The sequence below is a fragment of the uncultured Apibacter sp. genome (genome assembly GCF_946479295.1).
Classification (GTDB): Bacteria; Bacteroidota; Bacteroidia; order Flavobacteriales; family Weeksellaceae; genus Apibacter.
On sequence record NZ_CAMLFD010000007.1, the window covers coordinates 72,851 to 99,239 of the forward strand.

A 26,389-nucleotide genomic window follows, 5' to 3' on the forward strand; every position below is an offset into this window, starting at 1 on the left:
AAATGGGCACATTTTTTAAAAAAAAATTATTTTTTATAATCGTTATTTAATATTATTTCATATAAAATATGTTTTTTTATACTATAACAATGAATCTAAACTACTACTTAAATCAGGATAACTAAAAACAAATCCTGCATTACGTATTTTTTCAGAAGAGATTCTACTTCCTTCTAATAATAAACATGACATTTCTCCAAATAACAATTGTAATAAAAAACCGGGAATATTGGGTAAAAACAATGGTTTGTCCAGCTTTTTAGCAATAGCTCTTGTTAACTCTTTATTTGTTATATATGAAGGCGCCACGGCGTTAAAAGTTCCTTGCAAATTTTCATTAACTAGTGCATATTTGAATATAGAACATAAATCCTGTAAATGTATCCATGGAATATATTGTTTACCGGTTCCTAAATTTGCACCTAAATAATATTTCACAGTTTTTTTTATAATTTCCAATACTCCTTTTTTATTTTTGGATAATGTAATACCCGTTCTAATCTTAACTACTCTCTTAGCAACACCATGTGAGTAAAAATCGTCCGCTGCCATTTCCCATTGGTAGCAAATATCACTCAAAAAATCATGGCCCTTAGGATCGGATTCCGTATAAATTTTATCTGTAGTTTTTGCACCATAATATCCGCTTGCAGAACCACTTATAAATGAAGATATTGTTTGTTTCCTATCGATAATTTTTTTTAAAAGCAGACGGGCTGAATCAATACGACTTGATAAAATTACTTTTTTTCTTTCAACTGTCCATCTTTTATCCGAAATCCCTGCTCCGGCAAGATGTATAATGTGATCAACTTGATCCAAGGCAGAAGTATCCATACTTTGTTTTTCAATATTCCATTCAAATTCATTACTTTTAGTTTTGTTTCTTGTAAGATATCGAAGGGAATAATTATTTTCAAGCAGTGAGGATAATTGCTGTGCCACAACTCCGTGAGCTCCTGTAATTAGCACAATTTCTTTTTGATTCATTTTTTTGTTTTCAATTATTATAAAAATTATATTATCTTGACAATGAGAATTTATATTAATTTTTTTCATAAAAAACATAACAAATAATAGACCGTTACATCAAAAAAACAAATATGATCACATTATTTAAATAAAAAAATGAAAGTACAAATACTCATAAAAATTTTAATGAATAATAAACTTTTCCAATTGTCTTTTGTCTAAATAATAAGAAATAAAAATGGAAGAAACAGAACTTTTACTTCTTTTGAAAAAAGATGTTAATAGTGGATTTAGGCACTTGTTAAAACTATATAGTCAAGTCATATATTGGCATGTACGTAAAATTGTTTATAATCATGCTGATGCAGATGATATAACTCAAAATGTTTTTATCAAAGTATTTCAAAATTTAGATAGCTTTAAGAGAAATTCAAGTCTTAAAACATGGATATATAAAATTGCTACTAATGAATCGATCAATTTTCTTAACAGCGCAGCACAGAAAAAAAATATAAGAAACGAAGAACTGGTAATGCAGTTGTCTTCTCATCTTAAAGATGATAATTTTTTTAATGGAGACGAAATACAGTTCAAATTACAGCAGGCTATAGCTAAATTACCAGAAAAGCAGAGAATCGTATTCAATATGAAATATTTTGATAATATTAAATATGAAGAGATGTCAGAAATATTGGAAACTTCCGTAGGAGCATTAAAATCATCTTATCATCATGCCTCAAAAAAAGTTGAGCAATTTCTATTAGAAAATATTGAAAATTAGTTAATTAAGACACAAATGCAAAGAAATATAAATAGTAAATCTAACCCTTTTAAAATTCCAGAAGATTATTTTATACAACTGGAGAAAAATGTTTGCTTAAAAACAATTGAAAAAATTAATTCCAAAAATCCTTATATAACACCTATAAATTATTTTGAAAACTTAGAAGATAAAATTTTATTAGCAACGAGCAAGAATGATGACAAATCAAAAAATACACTTGTAATAAATCAAAAAATATATTGGATAGCAGCAGCCGCATGTTTATTCTTAGCAGTTTCGTTGGGAATTTATCTAATGAATAGCCCTTTTAAAAATCAATCATTGCCTTTAGCTAAAATTCAGGATCAAAGTAATAATACTATTTCAGATAATTTATATATGTTTAAAAATGAAGATTCAGCAATGTCATCCAATATATCCTCAAAAATCAATAGTGAAAAAGAGATAATTACAACTAATAATGTAAGATCATCCAAAATAACAAAAGAAAGAAAACAAATAAATGAAAAGGTTTATGAGCATGAAGTAGTTACTTCATCTAATGTTATTTACGATTTATACTTAACTAATGATGAAGTAAACAACTTATACGATGAAGAAATGTATCAAGACGATTTTATTTTATTTTAAAATTAAATTTCTATTAGAAATAAAAACGCAGTAACTCATTACAATCAATTGTAATCGCTGTTAATAAGCATTCTTTAAGTTTTCAGCAAACAAGCCGGTAACCTGTCTTCCCCCAATTTCGATGACTGTAATTGATTACGATTCTAAAATATCTATACTTTTTCAAATACACTCTTCAATCCTATAAATTATTGGATTGCTATCTTTGTCTTTTTCTGAATACCGTATAAATCTCATTAATTGATACAAAATTAAGGGGGGCATGGACTTGATGTAGAATTATTCGAATACATATCTTATTTTCTTGAACTTATTCCCATATAAACGGATGAAAATAGTAGTGAAATAGAACTTTAATAATAATTAAACTAAAGTATAAATTCAAGTTTTTGTGTCAATCGATTTTCTGTCGGTCCTTTATTTTAAAATAATTAAAAAATTAGGAATGGGTATACTCAAAAAAGGCTTCTTCTAAAGTTGAATATTTACCTTTAAACTCTTCAATGCTTCTATCTTGAATAATAGAGCCTTTATTTAAAAGTATTACTCTTGAGCATAAAGCTTCTACTTCTTGCATTATATGAGTGGATAAAATAACGGTTTTCATTTGTCCTAATTCTTGGATCAATTGTCTTATTTCAATTATTTGATTAGGATCCAATCCATTGGTTGGCTCATCTAAAATTAAAATTTCCGGATCAAATAGAATTGCTTGGGCAAGTCCCACGCGTTGTTTATAGCCTTTAGATAATTGACTAATTTTTTTATTTTGTTCCTTTTGTAAGCCAACCTTTTCAATCACCTTAGAAATTCCATCGATAGTTGTTTTATGAATAGCTGCCACAAAATTTAAATATTCTTTTACATACATATCCATATATAAAGGATTATTTTCGGGAAGATATCCGATTATGGATTTGGTTTTAAAAGAAAATTTTTGAGTATCCATATCATTGACTAAAATACTTCCCTTATCAAATGAAAGCGATCCCGTTATAGAACGCATAATAGTTGTTTTACCTGCACCATTAGGACCTAATAAACCAACAATTTCTCCTTGCTTTATTTCCAAAGAAATATTATTTAATGCAACTTGTTCCTTATATTGTTTAAATAGATTTTGTATTTTTACAGACATTTTAAAAGAATAATATTTAAAATTGATGTAAATATAACACTATTAAAATAAAAAATAAACACCGTTTATTACCAATCATTTATGAAATCAGTATCAATACAAGGAATAAAAGGCTCTTTTCATCATGAAGCCGTAAATAATTTTTTCCAAGGTCAAAATGTGGAAATAATTGATAGTCCCACCTTTAAATCGGTAGTGGAAGATGTGATAAGTGGTAAAGCAAATTACGGGATGATAGCTATAGAAAATTCAATCGCCGGAGCAATTTTACCAAATTATAGTCTAATAACTAAATATAAGTTACATATTATTGGAGAAGTTATTTTACCAATTAAACTTCATCTCTTAGCGTTACCAGAAGAAACTTTAGATTCTATTTACGAAGTTAGGACGCATCCTATGGCTTTATTACAATGTGAAAACTTTCTAGAACAATACCCTAACTGGAAGTTATTATCTAAAGATGATACGGCTACTTGCGCTTATAATATCAGCTTAAATAAAATGAAAGGTATTGCCACTATTGGATCAAAATTGGCAGCTGAAATGTATCATTTAACCATATTAAAGGAAAACATTCACGATATTTCAGATAATTATACGCGATTTTATCTATTAGCAGCATCACCTCAAAAAATAGAAAATTTTTCTAAAGCATCCCTTTATTTTACTACCGATCATACAATGGGAAGCTTGGCGAGAGTATTGAATATTCTTGCTAAATATAAAATAAATATAACTAAAATTCAGTCTGTACCTCTTAAAGGATCTGTTTTTCAATATTCTTTCCATGCGGATATTCTAACCAATGGAGAAAAAGACGATAATTATTACAAAGCATTAGAAGAAATCAAACAAAATACAGGTTTTTTAAATGTTTTAGGTGAATATAAAGAATATAAGGTTTAAAATGCAATATGATTATATTTTATTAGGAGGTACTGTTATTGGTGCTTTTTTTGGGTATTTTAAAGGTTTTTTAAAACAAATTTCATCATTTTTAGGCCTCGCATTCGGATATGCATTTTCTTCACTATTTATATCTGAATTTAACGATTTATTATTAAGATACGGATTAATATCTAAAGAAACTTCCTTATGGGTCAGCTATATATGTATTTTTCTAATAATTTTTGGAAGCACGATTATTTTATCTAAATTAATGGAAACTTTTTTAAAAAAATTAGGTTTTGATTTTACAAACAAAATTGCTGGTATAATATTAGGAGCTATAAAATATTTTTTTATAATTATGATTGTTTATTGTTTTTTACACTATTTAAATTTTATAAATAAAGAAAATAGTTCACAAAATTTAATATACTTTATATCATTTTTTAAAACGGTTATTTTAAATATTATATGAAATCAAAAATATATTTTACTGCAAAACAACTGTATTTAGCAAATTTAATCAATCTAATTATACTCTTTTATTTAGGAAAAAATTATTTGAAATACATTGAAAACTTATCCGGTTTTATATCCTATATTTACGTATCTATTTCATTTGTAACTCATTTTTTTCTAATAAATTTTATTCCGCTATTCGTAAGCTTGATATTTTTGTATAAGATTAAATCTATACTCTTATCTAAAATAATTTTTAGCTTATTATCTATTTTTACCATAATATATATACAAATTGATGTAACCGTATTCAGTCAGTTTAGATACCATTTATCCCCAATAGTTTTTAATTTGGTTTTTGGAAAGAGAGCCACGGATATTTTCTATCTTTCGACAGTAAATATTATAATATTCATAGCTTTTATAGTAGGACTTATATTATTGGAATTACTGATATTCTATATTTCCAACAAATTAGCAAAAAAAATAGTTACAATTAATGTTAAACTGACAGCAATAATAATTATCTTACTTCTTTTATGTTCAAACTTTTTATATGCATGGGCGGATGCCAACAGATATAGACCTATTTCTCAAATAAAAAACATTTACCCTATCTATTATCCATTAACTTTTGAATCACTTTTACGTAAATTTAATTTAATAGATAAAGACGAAATTGAAAAAAACACGTTGTTAAGCCATACCTATTCTAAATCACTGATTAATTATCCTTTAAAACCTTTACAATCTAAAAATAGTCTAAAAAAGAATATACTTTTTATAGTTATAGATTCTTGGAGATTAAATTGCATGACAGAAGAAATCACGCCAAACATATATCAGTTGTCAAAAAGCTCTCAAGTTTTCCAAAATCATAAGAGTGGTTCTAATATGACAACCGGGGGTATATTTTCATTATTTTATGCAATACCTGCAACCTATTACGATAATTTTACAGGTCTACAAATTTCGCCGGTTTTTTTTAATGAACTTAAAAAGCAAGGATATCAATTATCTATTTTATCAAGCTCAACACTTGAGAACCCACCTTTTAACAAAAATGTATTTTCTGGAATTCCTAATTTAAGGTTGGAATCTAAAGGCGTTTCTCCGTCTGAAAGAGATGAGGATATATATAATGAGTGGTTGAAGTTTCTTAAAAAGACTTCTTCAGCTGAATCTCAACCTTTTTTTAGCTTTTTATTTTTTGATTCAGCTCATGGATTTGATTATCCTTCAGATTATCATTTGAAATTTACTCCCTCATTACAGGAAGTAAATTATATGGCTCTAACGAACGATTACAATCCACTACCTCTTTTTAATAGGTATAAAAACTCTTTAAACTACGTAGATAGTCTTATTGGAAAAGTAATTGTTGAATTGAAAGATAAGAATCTTTTAGACTCAACCCTTATCATAATTACAGGAGATCATGGACAAGAATTTAATGATAATAAAAAAGGATATTGGCAACATGGAGGAAATTTTTCAGACTATCAAATTGGAACGCCACTTGTTATCTATGATCATTCTAAAACTCCTAAAATTTATACACATTTAACCTTGCACTATGATATAATTCCCACATTTATGGATACAGTATTAGGAGTACAAAATGATTATAATGAGTATAGTGTAGGTAAAAATCTTTATGATTGTTCAGAAAGAGACTGGTTTATATGCGGTTACAATCAAAAATATGCTATTATTGAAAAAAATATGATTATTAACATTTATTCTTCGGGTATGTATGATGTGATAGATAAAAATTTAAATCCTATTGAAGATAGAGAAGTTGATTTCAATATTGTACATGAAGCCGTCATGGAAAATTCTCGCTTTTATAATATTTCTCAAAAATAATTTAAACTTTTTCTTGAAAAATATTTATTTAATATGTATGATTTATGGAAACTTTTAAAATAAATAGGTAACAAAAAATAATTTTAAAGATATTTTTTTAAAGTATTGAATTAAATTTTTATTCATGAAACACACATTAAAGAAAATTTAGATAGTTTTTAATGCATATAAAAATTAGTAAGCAGAAAATATTCTATCAAAGTTGTACATTTGCAAACTTAAACCCACTTATCGTATGTCAGATTTAGTATTAAAATTAGAGGCTATTAAACAAAGATTTGATGAAGTTTCTGATTTGATTATACAACCGGATGTAATCTCAGATCAGAAAAGATATGCCCAACTTAACAAAGAATACAAAGACTTAAATAAAATTGTAGATATATATCATCAATACAAATCTTTATTAAATACAGTTTCCGATGCAGATGAAATTATAAAAGATGGGAAAGATGCTGATATGGTTGAGTTAGCTAAAGAAGAAAAAAATGATGCTTTAGCAAAAATTCCTCAAATGGAAGAGAACATTAAATATATGTTGATTCCAAAAGATCCCGAAGATGATAAAAATATAACCGTAGAGTTGAGAGCAGGAACAGGAGGAGATGAATCGGCCATATTTGTAGAAGATGTATTTCGTATGTATAGCATGTATTGGAGACAAAAAGGTTGGAATTTCGAGGTGGTGGATGCGACCGAAGGAAGCGTAAAAGGATATAAGGAAATGATCATTAACGTTAGTGGGGAAGGTGCTTACGGTATAATGAAATTTGAATCGGGTGTACATCGTGTGCAAAGAGTTCCTGAAACTGAATCACAAGGAAGAGTACACACCTCTGCTATAACGGTAGCCGTTTTGCCTGAAGCGGAAGAGGTTGACGTAGAGATTAATCCGGCAGATTTGGAATATCAAACTGCACGTTCCAGTGGAGCAGGAGGACAGAATGTTAATAAGGTGGAAACCAAAGTACAGCTCACGCATAAACCAACAGGTATCATGATTCAATGCCAAGTTGCACGTTCACAACACGCCAATAGGGAAATGGCTTTGCAAATGCTTCGTAATAAGTTGTATGATATGAAACTTCAGGAACACCTTGATAAAATTTCTGCTCATAGAAAAACCATGGTATCTACAGGTGACCGTTCTGCAAAAATTCGTACGTACAATTATCCACAAGGACGTGTGACCGACCATCGTATCAATAAATCCATCTATAATTTAGATAACTTTATGAATGGAGATATTGATGAAATGATTGAAGCTGTGAAAATTGCAGAAAATGCAGAAAAATTAAAAGGGCAAGAAGATTAATTTTTTTTCATTTATTACTTAATTAACTTATAATAAATAAAGATTACCTTATATATTATCTTATTTTATATTTTAAAGTATAATTAGAAAAGTAAATAATCTAATCATTCGAATTAAGCGATTATCAATAGTAATAAACTTTAAAACTTAGGATAAACATCCCATTTATTCTAAGTTTTATAACAACAGATATACTTAATAAATAACTGAATCTTTTCGTATTAATTCTTTATTTATCTAATTTCCCTTTGCAATTGATCATTAAAAATTAACTTCAAAATCTTATATTTGAAAATAGAAATATAGATAATTCTAAAAAATGACCAGTCAAGATTGCGATAAAAAATTATTTCTGATAGATGCTTATGCTCTCATTTTTAGAGCTTATTATGCTTTTATTAAAAATCCTAGGATTAATTCGAAAGGATTAAATACCTCAGCTATTTTTGGTTTTACCAATACTCTTTTCGATTTAATGAAGAAGGAAAGACCTTCACATCTTGCAGTTGTATTTGATGTAGGTGAAACTTTCAGACATCAAGTCTATAAAGAATATAAAGCAAATCGCCAGGAAACACCAGAAGCAATCCGTATTGCAGTTCCTTACATACATAAGTTAATGGAAGCTTTAAAAATTCCATGTTTATGGAAAGAAGGCTATGAAGCAGATGATGTAATTGGAACCTTGGCTAAAAAAGCGGAAAAAGAAGGATATACCACCTATATGATGACTTCCGATAAAGATTATGCCCAACTGGTTTCAGAAAATATTTTCGTTTTTAAACCTGCTTCGCGAGGAAATGATATAGAAATTTGGGATGTTGATTCAGTAAAAGAAAAATTTGCTGTTAAAAATCCATCTCAAGTGATTGATCTTTTAGGGATGATGGGAGACAGTGTTGACAATATTCCGGGAATACCCGGAGTCGGAGAAAAAACTGCAAAACAGTTTATAAAAGAATATGGTAGTATTGAAAATTTGTTTGCCCATTCTCATGAACTAAAAGGAAAGATGAGAGAAAAAGTGGAGGCTAATAAAGAAATGGGAATTTTATCTAAAAAATTAGCGACCATAGAAACCGATGTTCCCATCGAATTTAATTATGAAAGTTTAACCGTTGAAAAACCAGATATTGAAGAAGTGATCAAAATTTTTGAAGATTTAGAATTCCGTAATATGATTTCAAATTTTCAAAAGACATATAACATTATATCGGAAAATGAAAAAGAAACTCAAACGATAGCTTTCAGTAAAACAAAAGCAAATGGACAAAGATCTTTATTTGATCTATCTGATCAACAACCTGAAATAAATGAAAGTTCTCATTGGAAAACGATCGAGAATACTGATCATTTGTACCAACTAATGGAAACCAATATGTCAATAAAATTATTGGTTGATAAGCTTTTAAAACAGAAAATTGTTTCTTTTGATACAGAGACTACTTCCACCAATTCAATGGTAGCCGAATTAGTCGGAATTTCTTTCTCTTATGAAAAAGCTAAGGGATATTATATTCCTTTCAATCCGAAGGAAAAAGAAAAATCTCAGAAATTTATAGAATTATTGCGTCCATTTTTCGAGAATGAAAACATATTAAAAGTTGGACAAAATTTAAAATATGACTGTAAGGTATTAAGAAAATATGATATAGAAGTTAAGGGAATACTCTTTGATACTATGATTGCTCACTATCTTATAAATCCCGATGCAAGACATAGTATGGATATTTTGGCTGAAACAGTGCTTAATTACAAACCAGTATCTATAGAATCTTTGATTGGAAAAAAAGGAAAAAATCAAAAATTATTTTCATCAGTTCCTATTGAAGAACAAAAAGAATATGCCGTTGAAGATTCCGATATAACTTTACAGCTTAAAGATAAATTCAAACCGCAACTTACCCAAGATAATCTTGAAAAACTATTTGATAAAATAGAAATGCCTTTGATGAAAGTTTTGGTTGATATGGAATGGGAGGGTATTAATTTAGATATCATCGCATTAAATAATATGTCTAAGGAATTAGTTGAAGAACTGATCCATCTTGAAACAGAAATTTATTCCTTAGCCGGAGAAAAATTTAATATCAGTTCTCCCAAACAATTGGGCGACATTATTTTTGATAAATTAAAACTTGGAAATAAACCAAAGAAAACAAAAACAGGACAATATGCAACAGGTGAGGATGTTCTCTTAAAGTTGGCTCATAAACATAAAATAATTGATTTGTTGCTTGAATACAGACAACTGCAAAAATTAAAATCAACTTATGTTGATGCTCTCCCCAATGAAGTAAATCCTCAGACAGGAAGGGTACATACTACATTTGCGCAAACAGTAGCCGCCACCGGTAGATTGGCTTCAAATAATCCAAATCTTCAAAATATTCCTATTAGAACGGAAAGAGGACAAGAAGTTCGAAAAGCCTTTATTGCTAAAGACAAAAATCATAAAATTATTTCGGCCGATTATTCTCAAATTGAATTGCGTATCATTGCAGCAATGAGTAAAGATCCAGCTATGATAGCTTCTTTCAATCACGGAGAAGATTTCCATAAAGCTACTGCTTCTAAAGTCTTCCATATACCTATGGGCCAAGTAACTAGAGAACAACGTTCTCAAGCAAAAACTGTTAATTTTGGAATTATATATGGAGTTTCTGCATTTGGATTAAGTGAACAAACCGGATTATCAAGATCAGAATCTAAAAGCTTAATAGATGCTTATTATGAGGCATATCCTGTGTTAAAAGAATATATTGCTGAACAAGTACAAACAGCACGTAAAAATGGATATGTTGAAACATTATTAGGGAGAAGAAGGTATCTTCCCGACATCCATTCAGGCAATAGTGTTGTACGCTCTCATGCGGAAAGAAATGCAGTTAATGCCCCCATACAAGGTACTGCTGCAGATATAATTAAAATTGCTATGATACAGATTCATGAATTGCTAAACGAAAGAAAATATCGGACCAAGCTTCTGTTACAAGTTCATGACGAGTTGGTTTTTGATGCTCCAGATGAAGAGATTAAAGAGGTATCAGCACTTATCAAAAAAACTATGGAAAGCTCTGTTAAAATAGAAGTACCTCTAATTGTAGATATAGGTGTGGGACCTAATTGGCTTGATGCCCATTAAAAAATTCTTTGGAAAAAATTTATCACACGTCTAAATGATAAAAATATTTGAATAACAGCGGGTATTATTCTTATTTAGCTTTTGTTTCATTATTATTTATATAGTATTCAAGATTGCTCTTAGTAAAATATATGTTTTTAAATAATTCAATACAATATAATATTTTATCCGTATATAAAGAATTACAACATTTTACTACAACAATACACAAAGGAGTAAGTGAAGGAAATTATGCCTCGTTCAATTTAGGCTTAACTTCAGGAGATAAATTAGAAAACGTTCTTGAAAATAGAAGAAGATTATGTACAGATTTAGATATTCCTATAAATAAATTATTTATTCCCATACAAAATCATGGTGATAAAGTCCTGACAATAGACCATGATTTTTTAGCTTTATCGGAAGTTAACCAACAAGAAATGCTACAAAACACAGATGCATTAATTACAAATCAAAAAAATATATGTATTGGAATTACCACAGCAGATTGTGTACCTATCTTACTTTATGATCCCATAAATAAAGTTTTTGCAGCCATCCATGCCGGTTGGAGGGGAACTGTACGTAAAATTGTTTCGAAAACCATATCGATTATGAAGCAAAAATTTAATTGTAATTCTGAAAATATATTATCAGGAATTGGACCGTGCATTTGTCAAGATTGTTTTGAAGTAGATGAAAATGTTGCCGAAACCTTTATTAAAGCTGGATTTGAACTAGAAAATATAAGTTTGAAAAACCATCAATCTAAAAAATACTATATAGATTTAAGGAAAGCTAATGAATATCTCCTAAAAAAAAGCGGATGTCTGAGTCATAATATTGAAATTATAAATCTATGTACAGTATCAAATCCTAATATATTATTTTCTGCTAGAAGACAAACTATTTATTCAGGTAGAATGTTGACTGGAGGTATTTTAAGATAATTTTTATTGAATTTATTAAATTAATATATATTTTTGTTAATAAATTCATAATATGAATAAAATATATCCAGATAAAGAAAAAAAAGAAAATAATTCTGAAATTAATAATGAAAAAGTTAATGGTAAATATCAAGATTTAAAAAGAAATAAAAGGAGCTCCTTTAAATTTTTTGTTTATGCAATTTTGATAATAATCGTTTTGGAATTAGGCTTGTATTACAACATTATTCAAAACATATTTTATAGCTTTCTTTCAGTAATTATTATCTTATTAATATTGGCTTTGGGATTAGGCTGGGAATATATTGTTTTAACTTATATACCTTTAGGTAAGTTTAACTATACTTTAATTAAAGAAAATACCAATGTTGACTCCTGGAAAAAGATAGAAGAAGAATTTGATCTTTGGATTGCAAGTTCTGAACAAAAGATTAAACAATTAAAACGATTTTCAATACTAAATTATATGACTGCCATTGGGCTCTTTATATTTTCTTGTATTATTTTAGTAATAAATTGGATTTATGGAGAGAATTTTTTACATACTGCGTATCAGCAAATTAATCCATCCTATGTATTAGCTTTAGTATTACTTTTTTTCTCATTACTATTCTTATTTTTACATTATATAAACCAAAAAGATATAACTAAAAAACAAAATAATTTGGACGAAACTATAAAGTGGATTATTAGCGTTAAGTCAATTCATCTTTTAGGAAAAGAACATATGGTAGATGTTTTATTGCAAAGAAAAACGAATAAATAGTCAAGCAGAAAGATATCCCCAGATAAATATTATTTATTATCTTGCGGTATGTATTTATTTAAAATATTAAAAAATAAAGTAAATCCTATCATAAAACTGATAGGATTTTTATTAATTCTTTTATTTCTTTTAAGTAATTATATTTCAGCTATTCAAGCATATAGTTTTACCCACTGCAAAGAAACTAATACTAAAACCAATTTTAAAATTGGCTTTTCCACATTATTTACAGGAGTTTCTCTACCTAAACCTAGAGTTATAAAATTTCCAAATAGGGAATATAAAACTATAAAAATTGTAATAGATAAAAATAAATATTTAGAAGGATGGCTTTTAAAACCAGAATCCGAATATATTGGAACCGTATTAATTTTTCACGGATTTCGTTCCGAAAAATCGTCTATGCTAGATAGAGCATATGCTTTTTTAAATTTAGGATATCAAGTATTACTTGTCGATTTTATGGGAGCAGGAAATTCATACGGTAAACAGACTACTATAGGATATTATGAAGCTGTCAACGTTAAACAAGCTTATGATTATATTGCGAATAAATACAATGAAAAGCCAATTTTTTTATGTGGATTTTCAATGGGAGCTGCAGCAATAATCAAAGCTCAACATGATTACAATTTAAATGTCAAAGGTCTTATATTGGAAGCGCCTTACGGAAAAATGATTGACGCCGTAAAGACGCGAGTAGGTAAATTACATTATATAGGAATGCCATTTTCATATTTGATGACATTTTGGGGAGGAGCTTTAAATGGATTTAATGCATTTGCTATGAATCCGGAAGAATTTATAAAAAATATAACCACACCTACACTTTTATTATGTGGTGGAAAAGATCCCAGAATACCTATAGAAGAATCTAAACGTATATTCGAAAATTCTGCAAGTGATAAAAAAGAATTTAAAATTTTCGATAATTCCTTACATCATAGCTATTTAGAAAAATATCCAGATGAATGGATAATTATAGTTAAAAATTTTTTAGAAAATTCTCTTCATAATTAATATTTATCTTAGAAAATTTTATTTATTCTTTCAAAATCAATTGAAAATAATTTATTTTAAATTTGTAAAAAACAAAATAGAGGTTCTGCACACTTAACTTATGAGATACCAGCTGCTCTATATAGTTATATTATTTCCATTTTTGCTTAATGCACAAGCAGGAAAAAATTTATTTAAAATATATAATAACAATCAGGTATGGTTTTCAACATCTAATTCGGAAGATAAAATAAATTATATTTTAGATTCATTGGTAAACTTAGGTTTCTATACCCTTAAAGTTGATTCCTTAAATAAAACTAACAAACAAACCTCAATATATTTAAATAGGGGGAAATTTTACAAAAAAGTTAGGGTAAAATTAGATTCTTTATCAAAAATAGCGACAGGTAATAAAGATAAATTTACAACCAATAATATTGATTCACTAGCTGGAATCATCCATTATTATTATTTAAAGAGAGGATATGCCTTTAATATGGTATATACAAATCTTTCAATTGCACAAGAGCCTCTAGAAGCATCTATAACTGTTGCACTTAACCAAAAAAGGATAATCAATTCTTTTGTTATAAATGGCTATAACCAAATTCCTAGAGGTATAAAAAAAGAGTTAGAATACGGATTTCTTGGGAAAACATATTCAGATGAGAAACTTAAAGAAATTTCTTCTTTACTGCTAAGTACTAATTTTATAACAGAAGAAAAAAATCCGCAAGTATTATTTACCCCAGATTCAACATCGATTTTTTTATATCTAAAAAAAAGAAAAGCCAGTTCATTTGATGGGATGTTAGGATTCGGCAATGATGATAAGGGAAAATTTAAAGTTAATGGCCAATTGCAACTATCATTAGGAAACTTATTCAATTCATTTGAAACAATCAATTTAAATTGGCTTTCAACTCCTGAAAAATCTCAAAACTTTGAAGTTATGGTAAATGTACCTTATCTTTTCAAATCAAAATTTGGTTCAGAATCTTCCCTTAATATATACAAACAAGACAGTACTTATGCAACTATACGTTTTCATGAGCATATTTATTATCAGTACGCTATCCATCAACGATTAGGATTTGAGGGTTTATTTGAAAATTCACGGTATATATCTGATTCTGAAATCAGTAATAATTTTTCTAAAACCGGTTTAGGTATTAGCTACCAATATAATGAAAAAAATGAGAATGAAATTTTAGGATCCAAAAATTTATATTCAATAAAAGGTATGGTGTATAGAAATATTCCAGAAGATAGAAAAAATATTACAGAATACAATGTTTCCGCATCTATCGAAAAATTAATAAAACTATCCAGATCACATTTTTTAAAACCTAGAATATCCGCTTCAGCTTTATTTGCAGATACATTAACAGTAAATGAACTTTATAAAGTTGGCGGTTTAAAAACCATTCGTGGATTTAATGAGCAATCTATTTATGCCAATGCTTATGCCATTGGTAGTCTTGAATATAGATATATTCCCTTTGAAGAGATGTATTTAAGTTTATTTACTGATCTAGCTTGGATTGAAAATAAATATCAAAATGCAAGACCTTTTTTATTAGGAACAGGCTTAGGAATTAGTTTTTTAACACGTTTCGGTATCTTTTCTTTAAATTATGCTGTAGGAAAATACGATTCAGAACCGATAAATTTTTCTGATTCTAAAATACATATAGGAATACAAGCCAATTTTTAATCAAAACGAAGGGAAATTTATTTACCTTTGTGATAATTAAAAGGAAGCATGAATTCATTAAAAAAAATACTAAAAAAATTTGCCTATCCATACAAAAAAGAATTTATACTAGGAATTCTCTTTAATCTTTTATATTCTTTGTTCTCCATCGTTTCCGTATTTTCTATTATGCCTATCTTAGAAATGCTTTTAGGAGGAAATAATAAAAATTTAATTGAAGACACCAAAAGAGAAATGCAAGCCTCCACAGGTATGATGGCTGAACTTAAATACAAATTTTATATATATTTAGATCATTCTCTTGAAGGAACCAATCCGAAAACAATCTTAGCTTATCTATGCATTGCAGTAATTGTTTTATTCTTATTAAGAAACATTTTCAGATATTTAGCTCAATATTTTATTGTACTTCTTCGAAGTGGAATTTCCAAGGATTTAAGAGTAGCGATGTATGATAAAATCTTAACGCTACCGGTTTCTTATTTTACCGACAGGAAAAAAGGAGATATTATGATACGGCTTTCGGGAGATATTGGCGAAGTAGAAGGAAATATATTAAATTCAATTTTAGAACTTTGGAGAACACCTTTTTCCATTCTTTTTACTTTAATTGCTTTAATCACTATTAGCCCTTCATTGACATTAATTGCACTGATAGTGTTGCCATTTATGGCGTGGATTATCTCTTCCATAGGAAAAAGTTTAAAAAAAGATGCTAAAAAAGGATTAACAGAGACAGGTAATGTACTTTCTGTAATTGATGAAACCCTTAACGGAGCTAAAATAATTAAAATATTTAATGCAGAAGAATCCATGAAAAACAGATTTATGAATATTGTTCTTACTTTAAGAAGATTATCCATAAATATGATGAAAAAATATGAATTAGCTTCACCTTCCTCAGAGTTTTTAGGTTCTGTAGCTATGATATTTATTACTTGGTATGGTGGAATTCTAATATTAGACGGAGAGGGGTTAAACTTACCTTCATTTTTGGTATATATAGCATTGTTTTTTCAATTATTAGAACCGGCTAAAACATTATCAACTTCAATTACCAATTTACATAAAGGCACCGCATCTACAGACCGTCTGATAGAAACATTAGAAACCAGCATTCAGATTTATGAACCGGAAAATGCCTTTGAAATTTCTGAAATAAGAGAAGGAATTCAACTAAAAAATATAAATTTTCAATATGTTGAAGGGCATCCAATATTACAAGATGTAAATTTATTTTTACCTAAAGGAAAAACTGTAGCAGTAGTAGGACAAAGTGGTAGTGGTAAAACTACATTGGCTAATTTGATAGCTAGATTTTATGATGTTGATAGTGGAGTTATATATATAGATGGTCATGATTTGAGAGATTTGAATTTAAAAGTTTACCGTAAATTATTGGGTATGGTTACTCAAGAATCTATTTTATTTAATGATACCATTGCTAATAATATTAAATTAAGCAATCCGGAAGCTACCATGAGTGAAGTTATGGAAGCGGCTAAAGTAGCCAATGCTCTTGAATTTATTGAGCAATTGCCAAATGGATTTGAAACAACTATAGGTGAGGGGGGAGGAAAATTATCCGGAGGACAAAAGCAGAGAATTGCTATTGCAAGAGCTATTTTAAAAAATCCACCTATAATGATTCTAGACGAAGCAACTTCGGCATTAGATACCCAAAGTGAAAGACTCGTTCAAGATGCACTTGATAATCTCATGTCTAATCGTACCTCTTTGGTTATTGCTCATAGATTATCTACTATTGTAAATGCCGATAAGATTGTTGTAATGGAAAGGGGTAGGATAATGGAAGAAGGAACCCATATTGAACTATTAGAAAGGAACGGGATTTACAAAAAATTAATTGATATGCAAAATTTTTCTTAATCAACAAATGATTTTTAATCTATAAATATAAATTCAATAAAAAAGCTTCAAAAATGAAGCTTTTTTTATAAATAATGTATTTAGATTAGTCGTATTTTATCTTAATCATGGTATTTTAATCCCTTTTTATATATATTTTTCTTAGCATGCATATCTTCTTTAATTTTTTTAATCTTCTGTCTTTGTTCTTCTGTAAAAACTTTATCAATCTCAGATTTTTTATTTTCTTTTAATTTATGAATCTGTTTTCGTAGCTCTTCAGATTTATTTCGCAGTTCATCTTCCTGAATTTTATATTTATCTTCAATTAAATTTATTTTTTTTATCTGTTCGTCAGTTAAACTTAGCTCTTTTGCCATTTTATCTCTCATTTCTTTTAATTTCTCCTCCTTTTTTTCATGATCTTTATGATCATCACATTTTGATTGAGTAAAAGCATATGTAGTAGTTATAAGCAATGCTCCTATGTATAATATCTTTTTCATATCTTTAAATACTTTTATAACCTAATGACAAACCTTATTGAAAAAAGTTTAACAAAAAATAATTTACCTTAATTAAAATTAATGATAAAATCTCAGTAATAAAATTTTTAAGATTATTAATACTAAAGATTTAAATGATTCCATTAATTTATATCGCTAACTAATATATAAAATAAAAATAATTTATTAAGGTAATCAAAACATATAAAAGATAAAAAACAAGCTAAAATAGAAATATTTAGATATAGGTAAATACACAATAATAATATTAAAATAATATAAATTATACCCTATAAAACCTTGCAATTTTGATAATTTTTTCTGAATATACCGTTTAAATATTGTATTTTTACACCTTCAAATTTAATATATAAATGGGAAAAATTATTGCTATAGCTAATCAAAAAGGAGGAGTTGGAAAAACAACCACAGCTGTAAATTTGGCTGCTGCGATAGGGGTACTTGAAAAAAAAGTATTGCTTATCGATGCAGACCCACAAGCAAATGCAAGTTCAGGTTTAGGTATTAATGTAGAAGAAGTTGAAGTAGGAACCTATGAAGTTCTTGAACATAGTGCTTCAGCAAAAGATACAGTACAACCGACTACGTCCCCTAATGTGGATTTAATACCAGCTCATATTGACCTCGTTGCAGCTGAAATTGAATTAGTCGATAAAGTTAACAGAGAATATATGTTAAAAGAAGCATTAAAGGACATAAAAAATGAATATGATTTCATAATCATTGATTGTGCACCATCTTTAGGATTAATTACCTTAAATGCTCTTACAGCCGCTGATTCTGTAATCATTCCCATTCAATGTGAATATTTTGCATTAGAAGGTTTAGGAAAATTATTAAATACTATAAATAGTGTACAAAAGCTACATAATCCTGATCTCACCATTGAAGGACTATTGTTAACAATGTACGATGCACGCCTACGCTTATCAAATCAAGTGGTAGAAGAAGTAAAAACACATTTCCCGGATATGGTTTTTGACAGTCTCATTCAAAGAAATGTACGTTTAAGCGAAGCTCCAAGTTTTGGCGAATCTATTCTAAAATATGATGCAGAAAGCAAAGGAGCTATTAATTATATATTACTTGCAGAAGAAGTTTTAAATAAAAATAAGGCAGAAGTAAAATAAATTATGGCTATAGACAAAAAAAGAGCTATGGGTAGAGGCCTATCCGCAATTTTAAGCGAAAGTTCAAAAAAAGTAAATTCTGCTGAAGAAGCAGGAGCTGAAGAACTGGTAGGTAATATTTTGGAAATTTCTCTTGATGACATTATAACCAATCCCAATCAACCTAGAACTAATTTTGATCAAAAAGCATTAGACGAACTATCAATCTCTATTAAACAGCTAGGTTTAATTCAACCTATAACAGTTCGTAAGAATGGAGATAAATATGATTTAATTTCTGGAGAACGTAGATATCGTGCTTCCAAACAAGCCGGATTAAAAAAATTGCCTGCATTTGTTAGACTAGCTAATGATCAGGAACTTTTGGAAATGGCTTTAGTTGAAAACATCCAGCGAAAAGATTTAGACCCTATTGAAATTGCCCTGAGCTTTGAGAAATTAATTGAGGAAATCAATATTACTCAAGAAAACCTGAGCAACAGAGTGGGGAAGGACAGAAGTACCATTACAAATTATTTAAGACTTTTAAAATTATCTCCAATAATTCAAACAGGTATAAGAGATGGTATCATATCTATGGGACATGGACGAGCCCTTATTTCCTTAGAAGAACAAGAGAAACAATTATTTGTGTATGAAAAAATAGTACGCGAACAATTATCGGTAAGACAAACTGAAAATTTTATACGTACTTTTAAAAATCCTAAGATTAAAAAAGTATCCAAAGAAAAAGAATTACCTAATCATTTAAAAAAAGGTTTGAAAAGTTTTGAAGATTACTTTGAAACTAATATAGAAATTAAAGCAACCGATAAAGGAAAAGGAAAAATTATCATTAACTTTGATTCAACTGAAGAATTTGAAAGGATTCAGAAATTATTAGAATGATACAAAAGAAAATATTGGTTATAATTTCATTATTTTTAACATGTTTTATTTTAGCGCAAAATCAAGAAAAAAATGATGCGACGATCACTGACGATGGAGTTATAATCCGAAATATTAATAAAACAGACTCACTTACTCAGACTATGTTGAGAAGTCCTTTAAAGGCGTCCTTGTATTCCGCCATACTTCCCGGTTTAGGGCAATTATATAATAAAAAATATATAAAAGCTCCCATTGTATTAGGAATTATAGGTACTGGAATAGGATTTATTAAATATTACGATGATAGATATAATAAATACCATAAGGCATATTTAGCGGAACTTAGCGGTCAAAAACATAAATTTTCGGATGTAGCAGGAATAAGCCCAAAGGTTTTAGCAAATGCTCAGGATTCTGAGCGAAGAAATAGAGATTATGCCATTGTATTAACCTCACTCGCTTACCTTTTGAATATAGTAGATGCTACCGTTGATGCTCATCTATCAATATTTGATAAAGATAAGGATCTTGCTATTCGACCAGTTATAATGGAAGATGCAAATAATACTATATTTACTAATCAAAAAGTAGGACTTTCTTTTTGTTTATCTTTTTGAAATTAAAAATGTTTATAATTAATTAATATATAATTTATGAAAATAGCTTTAGTAGGTTATGGTAAAATGGGTAAAGCCATAGAAGAAATAGCTCAAAAACAAAATCACCAAATAGTAGCCAGATTAGAAGAAAAACCAACCAAAAAAAATATAAATGGCGCAGATGTAGCTATTGAATTCTCAACTCCTTCTACTGCTTACGAAAATGTGATGGCATGCTTAGAAATTGGAGTGCCGGTTGTATGTGGAACTACCGCATGGTTGGATAAGCTCCCTAAAGTTAAAGAATTTTGTACAGAGCACAATGGTGGGTTTATTTATTCTTCCAATTATAGTTTGGGTGTTAATTTATTTTTTGAAATAAATAAAAAAGCAGCTGAAATAATGAAAAAATATCAAGAATATACAGTTCATATCGAAGAAATACATCATACAGAAAAAAAAGATGCACCGAGTGGAACAGCTATAACTCTTGCTGAAGAAATTATTCCAATATACAACTTTGATGGTTGGAATTTATCATATAAAACAAATAATAATTTGCTTGGTATTGAGGCAAAGAGAGTTCATGACGTACCCGGAACACATACGGTTATCTATAATTCATCTATTGATGATATCGAATTAAAACACGTTGCCCATTCTAGAAAAGGCTTTGCTATGGGAGCACTAATTGCCGCAGAATGGTTAATTGGGAAGAAAGGTATTTTTACCATGAAAGACGTACTTGGCTTTTAAGTTAGAATAATTTACTAAAATTATTAAAGAAACTAAAAAGTAAAAGACAATATTATTAAAAAAATTTAAAGAATTTTCTCATGCATTTACTACAATATTATTTATTATTCGCTTTAATTACAAATATATTATATTTTTTAACTACCTGGAAACTATTTCAAAAAGCAGGTAGAAAAGCTTGGGAATCTTTATTACCATTTTATAATATTTTTATTACTTTAAAAATAATTCATCGACCTTGGTGGTGGCTTCTTATTGTATTTATACCTATTGTCGGTCCAATTATGGGAGCGGTAATATTAGTGGATTTTATAAGACATTACAATCGCCGTTCTTACTTAGATGCCGTATTAGTATTATTTTTCTCATTTGTTTTCCTAGCTTATATAAATTATTCTTCTGAAACAAAATACAGCGGAAAAGAAGAGAGAAAAGAAACTTTTATTTCAGCAGTATTATTTGCGGTTGTCTTTGCAACAATTGTTCATGCTTTTGTAATTCAACCCTTTACTATACCCACCGCATCCATGGAACGAACATTATTGGTTGGAGATTTTCTTTTTGTAAGTAAGCTTAATTACGGAATAAGAATACCGATGACACCGGTAGCTCTTCCTTTTCTCCAAAATAAAATTCCTTTGGGAGATAATCAAAAACCACAAAATCAAATCAATTCTTATGTTGATAAAATTCGTCTGCCTTACATGAGGCTTCCCGGCTGGCGAAATATTGAGAGGTATGATATTGTAGTATTTAATTATCCTACAGATTCATTACATACAGCCATTGATAGAAAAGATCCTTATGTTAAAAGATGTGTAGGTTTACCCGGAGATAAAATACAGCTTATCGATGGTAATTTATTTATAAATGGAAAGCCTGAAGACATAAAAAAAGATGAACAGCAACAAAGAGATTATTTAGTATACACTACAGAAGCAGGAATCAGCCAAAGAAAAATCGAAGACTTATTAGGCTATGCAACTTATCAAGATGGTCTAGATGAACATGGAAAAAACGTATACTATTTCAAAGGATTAACTAAAGAATATTCAGATAAAATAAAAAATTTTGATACAGTTGATTCTATTCAAATTTTATATGCGAAAAAAGGGGAAGAGGGTATTCATTATAAAGATGTTTCTAAAACTAAAATCGATACAACTAATTCTATTTTTCCCTTACATAGTGGTTGGAACGGTTCTCAATATGGACCAATTACTATACCTAAAAAAGGAGATGTAATTCAATTGACTAGCCAAAATATAAATCAATATCGACGAATTATAAAAAATTATGAATTAAATAATTTGAAAGAAATCAATGGTAAATTTTTCATAAATGGTAAAGAAACTAGTACATACACTATAAAACAAAATTATTATTGGATGATGGGGGATAATCGAGATAATTCTTTAGATAGCCGATATTTTGGTTATGTTCCTGAAGATCACATTATAGGTACGCCAATATTTACCTGGTTGAGTATTCAAGGACTATTTGAAAACGATCCTTATGGACATCCGGCAAAATTTAAAATTAGATGGGATCGAATGTTCAGAACAGTTAATACAAATGTACCTTTACAAGAAAAGACTAATTATTTACCCGTTTTTATAATTCTATTAGGCGGCTATTTCGTTTATGATTATTTTAACAAAAAGAAAAAGAAAGAAAAAAATAAATAATTTAATCAATGAGGAAAATTCTATTAGTACTGTTAACATTAGTTACGACTCAATCCTCAATATATGCTCAAGAGGATTTAATAAAAAAAATTATAAATAATAAATCAAATAATACTAATTTCCAATTTACTCTAGTCAAACAGCTTGATAACACTACTGTGAAACAACAAGGTTCATCCGGAACATGCTGGAGCTATGCAGGAAATTCTTTTCTTGAGTCTGAAATTTATAAAAAACATAAACGCGTTCTAGATATAGCAGAAATCTATACTGCAAGAAAAACTTATGAAGAAAAGGCCAAAAATTATGTAATGATGGACGGGTTTTTAAATTATGGAGATGGCGGTTCATTGCATGATGTAATCAATATGTATAAAAAATATGGGATAATGCCCCAAGAAGCATATACTGGATTAATCAATGGAGCTGTAAAGAACAATTTTAAAGAAATGCAGATAGAGCTTAAAAATAATTTGGATAAAATTATAGCTAAAAAAGCTCCTATAAATACTAACTGGACTATAAATTTTTCATCAATATTAGATAAATATTTAGGAAAAGTTCCTGAAACATTTATATATAATGGAAAAGAGTATACTCCCAAAACATTTGCCGAAGAGATAGTGGATTTAGATCCAGATGATTATATTGAAATTACCTCATTTAAAGATTACCAATACTATAAACAATTTTATCCACCCTTGCCGGATAACTGGAGCGGAGATAAGATGTATAACATACCTATGGCTGAACTTACGGATTGTATAGATCATGCTTTATCATTAGGATATACCGTTTGCTGGGCAACTGATGTAAGTGAAGCATATTTCAGCTGGAAAAACGGACTGGCTTATGTTCCTGATACAAATCTATATGCAATATCTTCGGAAGAGCGGGCAAATTTATTTACACATCCAAAACCTGAAAAAATTATAACAGAAGAAATGCGTCAGGAAGCTATTAATAATAAATCAACAACTGATGATCATGCTATGCATATAGTAGGTATTTCAAAAGATCAAAACGGTAAAGAATATTATTTAATTAAAAATTCCTGGGGAGATACCAATGATTTCAAAGGATATTTATATGTAACGAAAACTTACGTTCAATTTAAAACTACAGCAATTTTACTTAATAAAAATGCACTTCCTAAAAAATTAAGAAAAAAACTAAACTTAATGTCTTAAAAATTTTTTAATTAATAAAATTTCATGAGGTATGAGTAATTTTATATCTCAAAAACCTATTTAACATAATATAAATTATAGGAAAATTAAACATTTCAGAATTCTGGCAGAATTAAAAGATTTTCCTATAATGTCATATTATGTCTGCGCAAAAGCTCCGGGCTTCGCCTAAATAGAACTTTTCTAAGACAAACACATTTTACAGGGTTTTCCTATAATTAGTCATTATGTATAAATAGCCGCGCGGCCAAATCGGTTTGTTCAAAAAATTTACAGCCTTTACAATAAAAAATTACGCTGTAAATTTTTCTGCACAAATCCAACATACGGCCAGCTTGTGCTATTTAATTTTTTTTGGCCAACACCTGAGAAAAGAAATTTTATTTTTTTAAGACTTTTGAAGTGCTTAATTATATTGTTAATTTAAAAACATGACGAAAAATAAATGTTTGAGCGATAGCGAGTTTTTATTTTTTTTGAATTTTTGATTCTTTTGTTTCAAGACAAAAAAATGATGAAATGAATAACTATATTAAAAATATTTTATGCCTTGAGCCTTAGTGAATTCAAAATCTTTAAGCTTTTTAAAGAAGTTTTTTAAGCTGAAATCCACTTACAGCCTTGAATTTTTCACCCTTTTGTTTTAAAAACAAAAGGGTTTTTCCCTGCATTCTATTTAACATAATATTTTACCATTCAAACCTTAGTAATAACAATCCTTTTTTTACTATGTTTAATTACTATTTGGTCTCCGGTTCTGAAACCCGAATCCTGCAACCATTTCCCTGCCATACGTATTTCCGGATAAGATATATAACGGAAACTGGCTCTTTTAAAATCCCTTTCATATACCTTTATAGTACGTATTTTGGCTTTGCTTTTATATTTACGAACTTCCATATATTTCTGATTTTTTCTTTCTGCAAAGGAAGTTCTACCCTGCCCGATATTCAATTTTACAAACTGATTTTTCACCAAATACCATTGATTTTTAATCTTATATTTTATTTAACTTTTTTGTATACTAGCCCAAAAATAAATTAGTACGTTTGTCTTATGACTATAGATAACGCAACATCCAGAAAGATACATCAAGGTAGAAATATTAAACGTTTTCGTGAAATATTAGGTATAAAACAGGAAGCGTTGGCTTTTGATATGAGAGATTCCCAATCTTCTATATCTGATTAAGAATCTAAGAAAACATTCAATTAGTCAAAGAAATTTTTCAAATCGTTATCACTTACATTATTAATCTAGATGCCTATCAAAAATAAATTAAAATTCCATTATTAAAAATACTAGACAATCTTAAAATAATAACTATTATAGGGTAAAATAAAGGCTATAAAATAAAAAAAATGTTAAATTCGTAACCAATACTCAATCTATATAATGGATTCACAAGATAAGCTAAAAAAAAATTCTGATCATAAATTTGAAAAAGAAGTATCGTCTTTTCAATCAGATAATGAACTGTTTATTCAGGATGATTCTATCATAAGTAAACACAAAAAAAAAGCAAGAAACGCAAAACCGGTTCAAATCTTGGAAAATTATAACGGTTCAGATGAAGATTTGAAAAGTCTAGTAAAAAGTGATTTTAAATTTTGGGGCTGGGATAAAAAACCTCGGACAATGTTACGTTTTATAAAACCAGGTGATATATTTTGCGTCAAACTGAATGATAAAAAATATATTTTCGGCAGAATTATTTCAAAAATATTTTTTGGTCGTGTTGCAGAGATTTTTAACTATGTATCATCAACGCCCGAAATAGAGGTCGAATACATTGATTCATCCAAGAGAATGTTCGCACCAATAGTATTAGATAGTTATACGCTATTTGATCGGAAGTTTGAAAAAGAAGCAGATTGGCGGATTATAGGACATCAGAATGATTATATACCTACAGATGTAGATGATGTTTATTTTACCTTCGGTGAAGGAGCATATTGTAAAAAGGTTGATATTTGGGATAATAAAACCTTTATATCAGAAAGCGAGGCTAAAAAATTACCTGAATTAACTGCTATGCGTAATTATGGTGTGAAGCAGCTACTAAAAGAATATATAAAGCTTGAATAATCAAATATCAAGTGTTCAAACTGATTTAAGGAGATATGTGTGTAAAGGGAATGAC

23 protein-coding genes and 1 pseudogene are annotated in these 26,389 nt (G+C 28.6%); 20 read left to right on the top strand and 4 right to left on the bottom strand.

Annotation, left to right across the window (positions count from 1 at the left end; all coding sequences use genetic code 11):
* Window positions 1-81: 81 nt before the first annotated feature.
* Complete coding sequence (locus Q0T35_RS06345) at window positions 82-990, bottom strand: TIGR01777 family oxidoreductase (protein ID WP_295841399.1); 909 nt, start codon at window positions 988-990, stop codon at window positions 82-84.
* 220 nt (window positions 991-1,210) lie between these two features.
* Between Q0T35_RS06345 and Q0T35_RS06350 the strand changes: the two genes are divergently transcribed.
* Both Q0T35_RS06350 and Q0T35_RS06355 read left to right on the top strand, forming a co-directional pair.
* Entirely contained in the window at window positions 1,211-1,753 is a 543-nt protein-coding gene (locus Q0T35_RS06350; protein ID WP_293918918.1) for an RNA polymerase sigma factor, read from the top strand.
* A gap of 15 nt (window positions 1,754-1,768) precedes the next feature.
* A complete protein-coding gene (locus Q0T35_RS06355; protein ID WP_293918917.1) occupies window positions 1,769-2,386 on the top strand; it encodes a hypothetical protein in 618 nt (205 codons plus the stop codon).
* A gap of 439 nt (window positions 2,387-2,825) precedes the next feature.
* Here the strand turns inward: Q0T35_RS06355 and Q0T35_RS06360 are convergent, their stop codons facing one another.
* Window positions 2,826-3,524: an ATP-binding cassette domain-containing protein gene (locus tag Q0T35_RS06360; RefSeq protein ID WP_293918916.1), complete on the bottom strand. Its 699-nt coding sequence runs from the start codon at window positions 3,522-3,524 to the stop codon at window positions 2,826-2,828.
* An 81-nt stretch (window positions 3,525-3,605) separates the two neighbouring features.
* Here Q0T35_RS06360 and Q0T35_RS06365 point away from each other — a divergent pair, with 81 nt between their 5' ends.
* From Q0T35_RS06365 to Q0T35_RS06410, 10 genes are all read left to right on the top strand, one after another.
* A complete protein-coding gene (locus tag Q0T35_RS06365; protein WP_295841400.1) occupies window positions 3,606-4,433 on the top strand; it encodes a prephenate dehydratase in 828 nt (275 codons plus the stop codon).
* 1 nt (window position 4,434) lies between these two features.
* On the top strand, window positions 4,435-4,890 hold the full coding sequence (locus Q0T35_RS06370) for a CvpA family protein (protein ID WP_295841401.1): 456 nt from the start codon (window positions 4,435-4,437) through the stop codon (window positions 4,888-4,890).
* Window positions 4,887-6,743: a DUF3413 domain-containing protein gene (locus Q0T35_RS06375; RefSeq protein ID WP_295841402.1), complete on the top strand. Its 1,857-nt coding sequence runs from the start codon at window positions 4,887-4,889 to the stop codon at window positions 6,741-6,743. The genes Q0T35_RS06370 and Q0T35_RS06375 overlap by 4 nt, the downstream gene beginning before the upstream one ends.
* 235 nt (window positions 6,744-6,978) lie before the next feature.
* Entirely contained in the window at window positions 6,979-8,058 is a 1,080-nt protein-coding gene (gene prfA, locus Q0T35_RS06380; RefSeq protein ID WP_293919364.1) for a peptide chain release factor 1, read from the top strand.
* Window positions 8,059-8,377: 319 nt separating this feature from the next.
* On the top strand, window positions 8,378-11,203 hold the full coding sequence (gene polA, locus Q0T35_RS06385; protein WP_295811707.1) for a DNA polymerase I: 2,826 nt from the start codon (window positions 8,378-8,380) through the stop codon (window positions 11,201-11,203).
* Window positions 11,204-11,334: 131 nt separating this feature from the next.
* On the top strand, window positions 11,335-12,132 hold the full coding sequence (gene pgeF / locus Q0T35_RS06390; RefSeq protein ID WP_295811704.1) for a peptidoglycan editing factor PgeF: 798 nt from the start codon (window positions 11,335-11,337) through the stop codon (window positions 12,130-12,132).
* Between the two features lie 52 nt (window positions 12,133-12,184).
* Window positions 12,185-12,898: a hypothetical protein gene (locus tag Q0T35_RS06395; RefSeq protein ID WP_295841403.1), complete on the top strand. Its 714-nt coding sequence runs from the start codon at window positions 12,185-12,187 to the stop codon at window positions 12,896-12,898.
* Between the two features lie 48 nt (window positions 12,899-12,946).
* On the top strand, window positions 12,947-13,918 hold the full coding sequence (locus Q0T35_RS06400) for an alpha/beta fold hydrolase (protein WP_293919302.1): 972 nt from the start codon (window positions 12,947-12,949) through the stop codon (window positions 13,916-13,918).
* A 100-nt stretch (window positions 13,919-14,018) separates the two neighbouring features.
* Window positions 14,019-15,617, top strand: coding sequence for a ShlB/FhaC/HecB family hemolysin secretion/activation protein (locus Q0T35_RS06405; protein WP_295811698.1), 1,599 nt, complete (start codon window positions 14,019-14,021; stop codon window positions 15,615-15,617).
* A 48-nt stretch (window positions 15,618-15,665) separates the two neighbouring features.
* Window positions 15,666-17,507 carry an ABC transporter transmembrane domain-containing protein gene (locus tag Q0T35_RS06410; protein ID WP_293919345.1) on the top strand — a complete coding sequence of 614 codons (1,842 nt, stop codon included), beginning with the start codon at window positions 15,666-15,668 and terminating at the stop codon, window positions 17,505-17,507.
* A 101-nt stretch (window positions 17,508-17,608) separates the two neighbouring features.
* On the opposite strand, the gene Q0T35_RS06415 is transcribed toward Q0T35_RS06410, so the two are convergent.
* The gene (locus tag Q0T35_RS06415) at window positions 17,609-17,992 is read right to left on the bottom strand and encodes a hypothetical protein (protein ID WP_295811693.1); all 384 of its coding nucleotides are present in this window, start codon (window positions 17,990-17,992) and stop codon (window positions 17,609-17,611) included.
* 374 nt (window positions 17,993-18,366) lie between these two features.
* Between Q0T35_RS06415 and Q0T35_RS06420 the strand changes: the two genes are divergently transcribed.
* The 6 genes from Q0T35_RS06420 to Q0T35_RS06445 all read left to right on the top strand — a co-directional run bounded on the left by Q0T35_RS06420 (window position 18,367) and on the right by Q0T35_RS06445 (window position 24,246).
* Window positions 18,367-19,143 carry an AAA family ATPase gene (locus Q0T35_RS06420; protein ID WP_295841404.1) on the top strand — a complete coding sequence of 259 codons (777 nt, stop codon included), beginning with the start codon at window positions 18,367-18,369 and terminating at the stop codon, window positions 19,141-19,143.
* 3 nt (window positions 19,144-19,146) lie between these two features.
* Window positions 19,147-20,031 (top strand): ParB/RepB/Spo0J family partition protein, encoded by an 885-nt coding sequence (locus tag Q0T35_RS06425; RefSeq protein ID WP_295841405.1) that lies wholly within the window; start codon window positions 19,147-19,149, stop codon window positions 20,029-20,031.
* Window positions 20,028-20,630 (top strand): DUF5683 domain-containing protein, encoded by a 603-nt coding sequence (locus Q0T35_RS06430; RefSeq protein ID WP_295841406.1) that lies wholly within the window; start codon window positions 20,028-20,030, stop codon window positions 20,628-20,630. Before Q0T35_RS06425 ends, Q0T35_RS06430 begins: the two co-directional genes overlap by 4 nt.
* Window positions 20,631-20,666: 36 nt before the next feature.
* Window positions 20,667-21,368 carry a 4-hydroxy-tetrahydrodipicolinate reductase gene (gene dapB, locus Q0T35_RS06435; protein ID WP_293919204.1) on the top strand — a complete coding sequence of 234 codons (702 nt, stop codon included), beginning with the start codon at window positions 20,667-20,669 and terminating at the stop codon, window positions 21,366-21,368.
* A gap of 80 nt (window positions 21,369-21,448) precedes the next feature.
* Window positions 21,449-23,056, top strand: coding sequence for a signal peptidase I (lepB, locus tag Q0T35_RS06440; protein ID WP_293919202.1), 1,608 nt, complete (start codon window positions 21,449-21,451; stop codon window positions 23,054-23,056).
* A gap of 8 nt (window positions 23,057-23,064) precedes the next feature.
* Window positions 23,065-24,246 carry a C1 family peptidase gene (locus tag Q0T35_RS06445; RefSeq protein ID WP_295841407.1) on the top strand — a complete coding sequence of 394 codons (1,182 nt, stop codon included), beginning with the start codon at window positions 23,065-23,067 and terminating at the stop codon, window positions 24,244-24,246.
* A gap of 696 nt (window positions 24,247-24,942) precedes the next feature.
* Here Q0T35_RS06445 and Q0T35_RS06450 read toward each other — a convergent pair.
* Window positions 24,943-25,221, bottom strand: coding sequence for a SymE family type I addiction module toxin (locus Q0T35_RS06450; RefSeq protein WP_295841408.1), 279 nt, complete (start codon window positions 25,219-25,221; stop codon window positions 24,943-24,945).
* A gap of 81 nt (window positions 25,222-25,302) precedes the next feature.
* Here Q0T35_RS06450 and Q0T35_RS06455 point away from each other — a divergent pair.
* Together Q0T35_RS06455 and Q0T35_RS06460 are read left to right on the top strand one after the other, a co-directional pair.
* A pseudogene (locus Q0T35_RS06455) lies at window positions 25,303-25,434 on the top strand (XRE family transcriptional regulator); the annotation flags it as partial.
* Window positions 25,435-25,641: 207 nt separating this feature from the next.
* Window positions 25,642-26,334 (top strand): immunity 26/phosphotriesterase HocA family protein, encoded by a 693-nt coding sequence (locus Q0T35_RS06460; RefSeq protein WP_295841409.1) that lies wholly within the window; start codon window positions 25,642-25,644, stop codon window positions 26,332-26,334.
* Window positions 26,335-26,389: the final 55 nt, after the last annotated feature.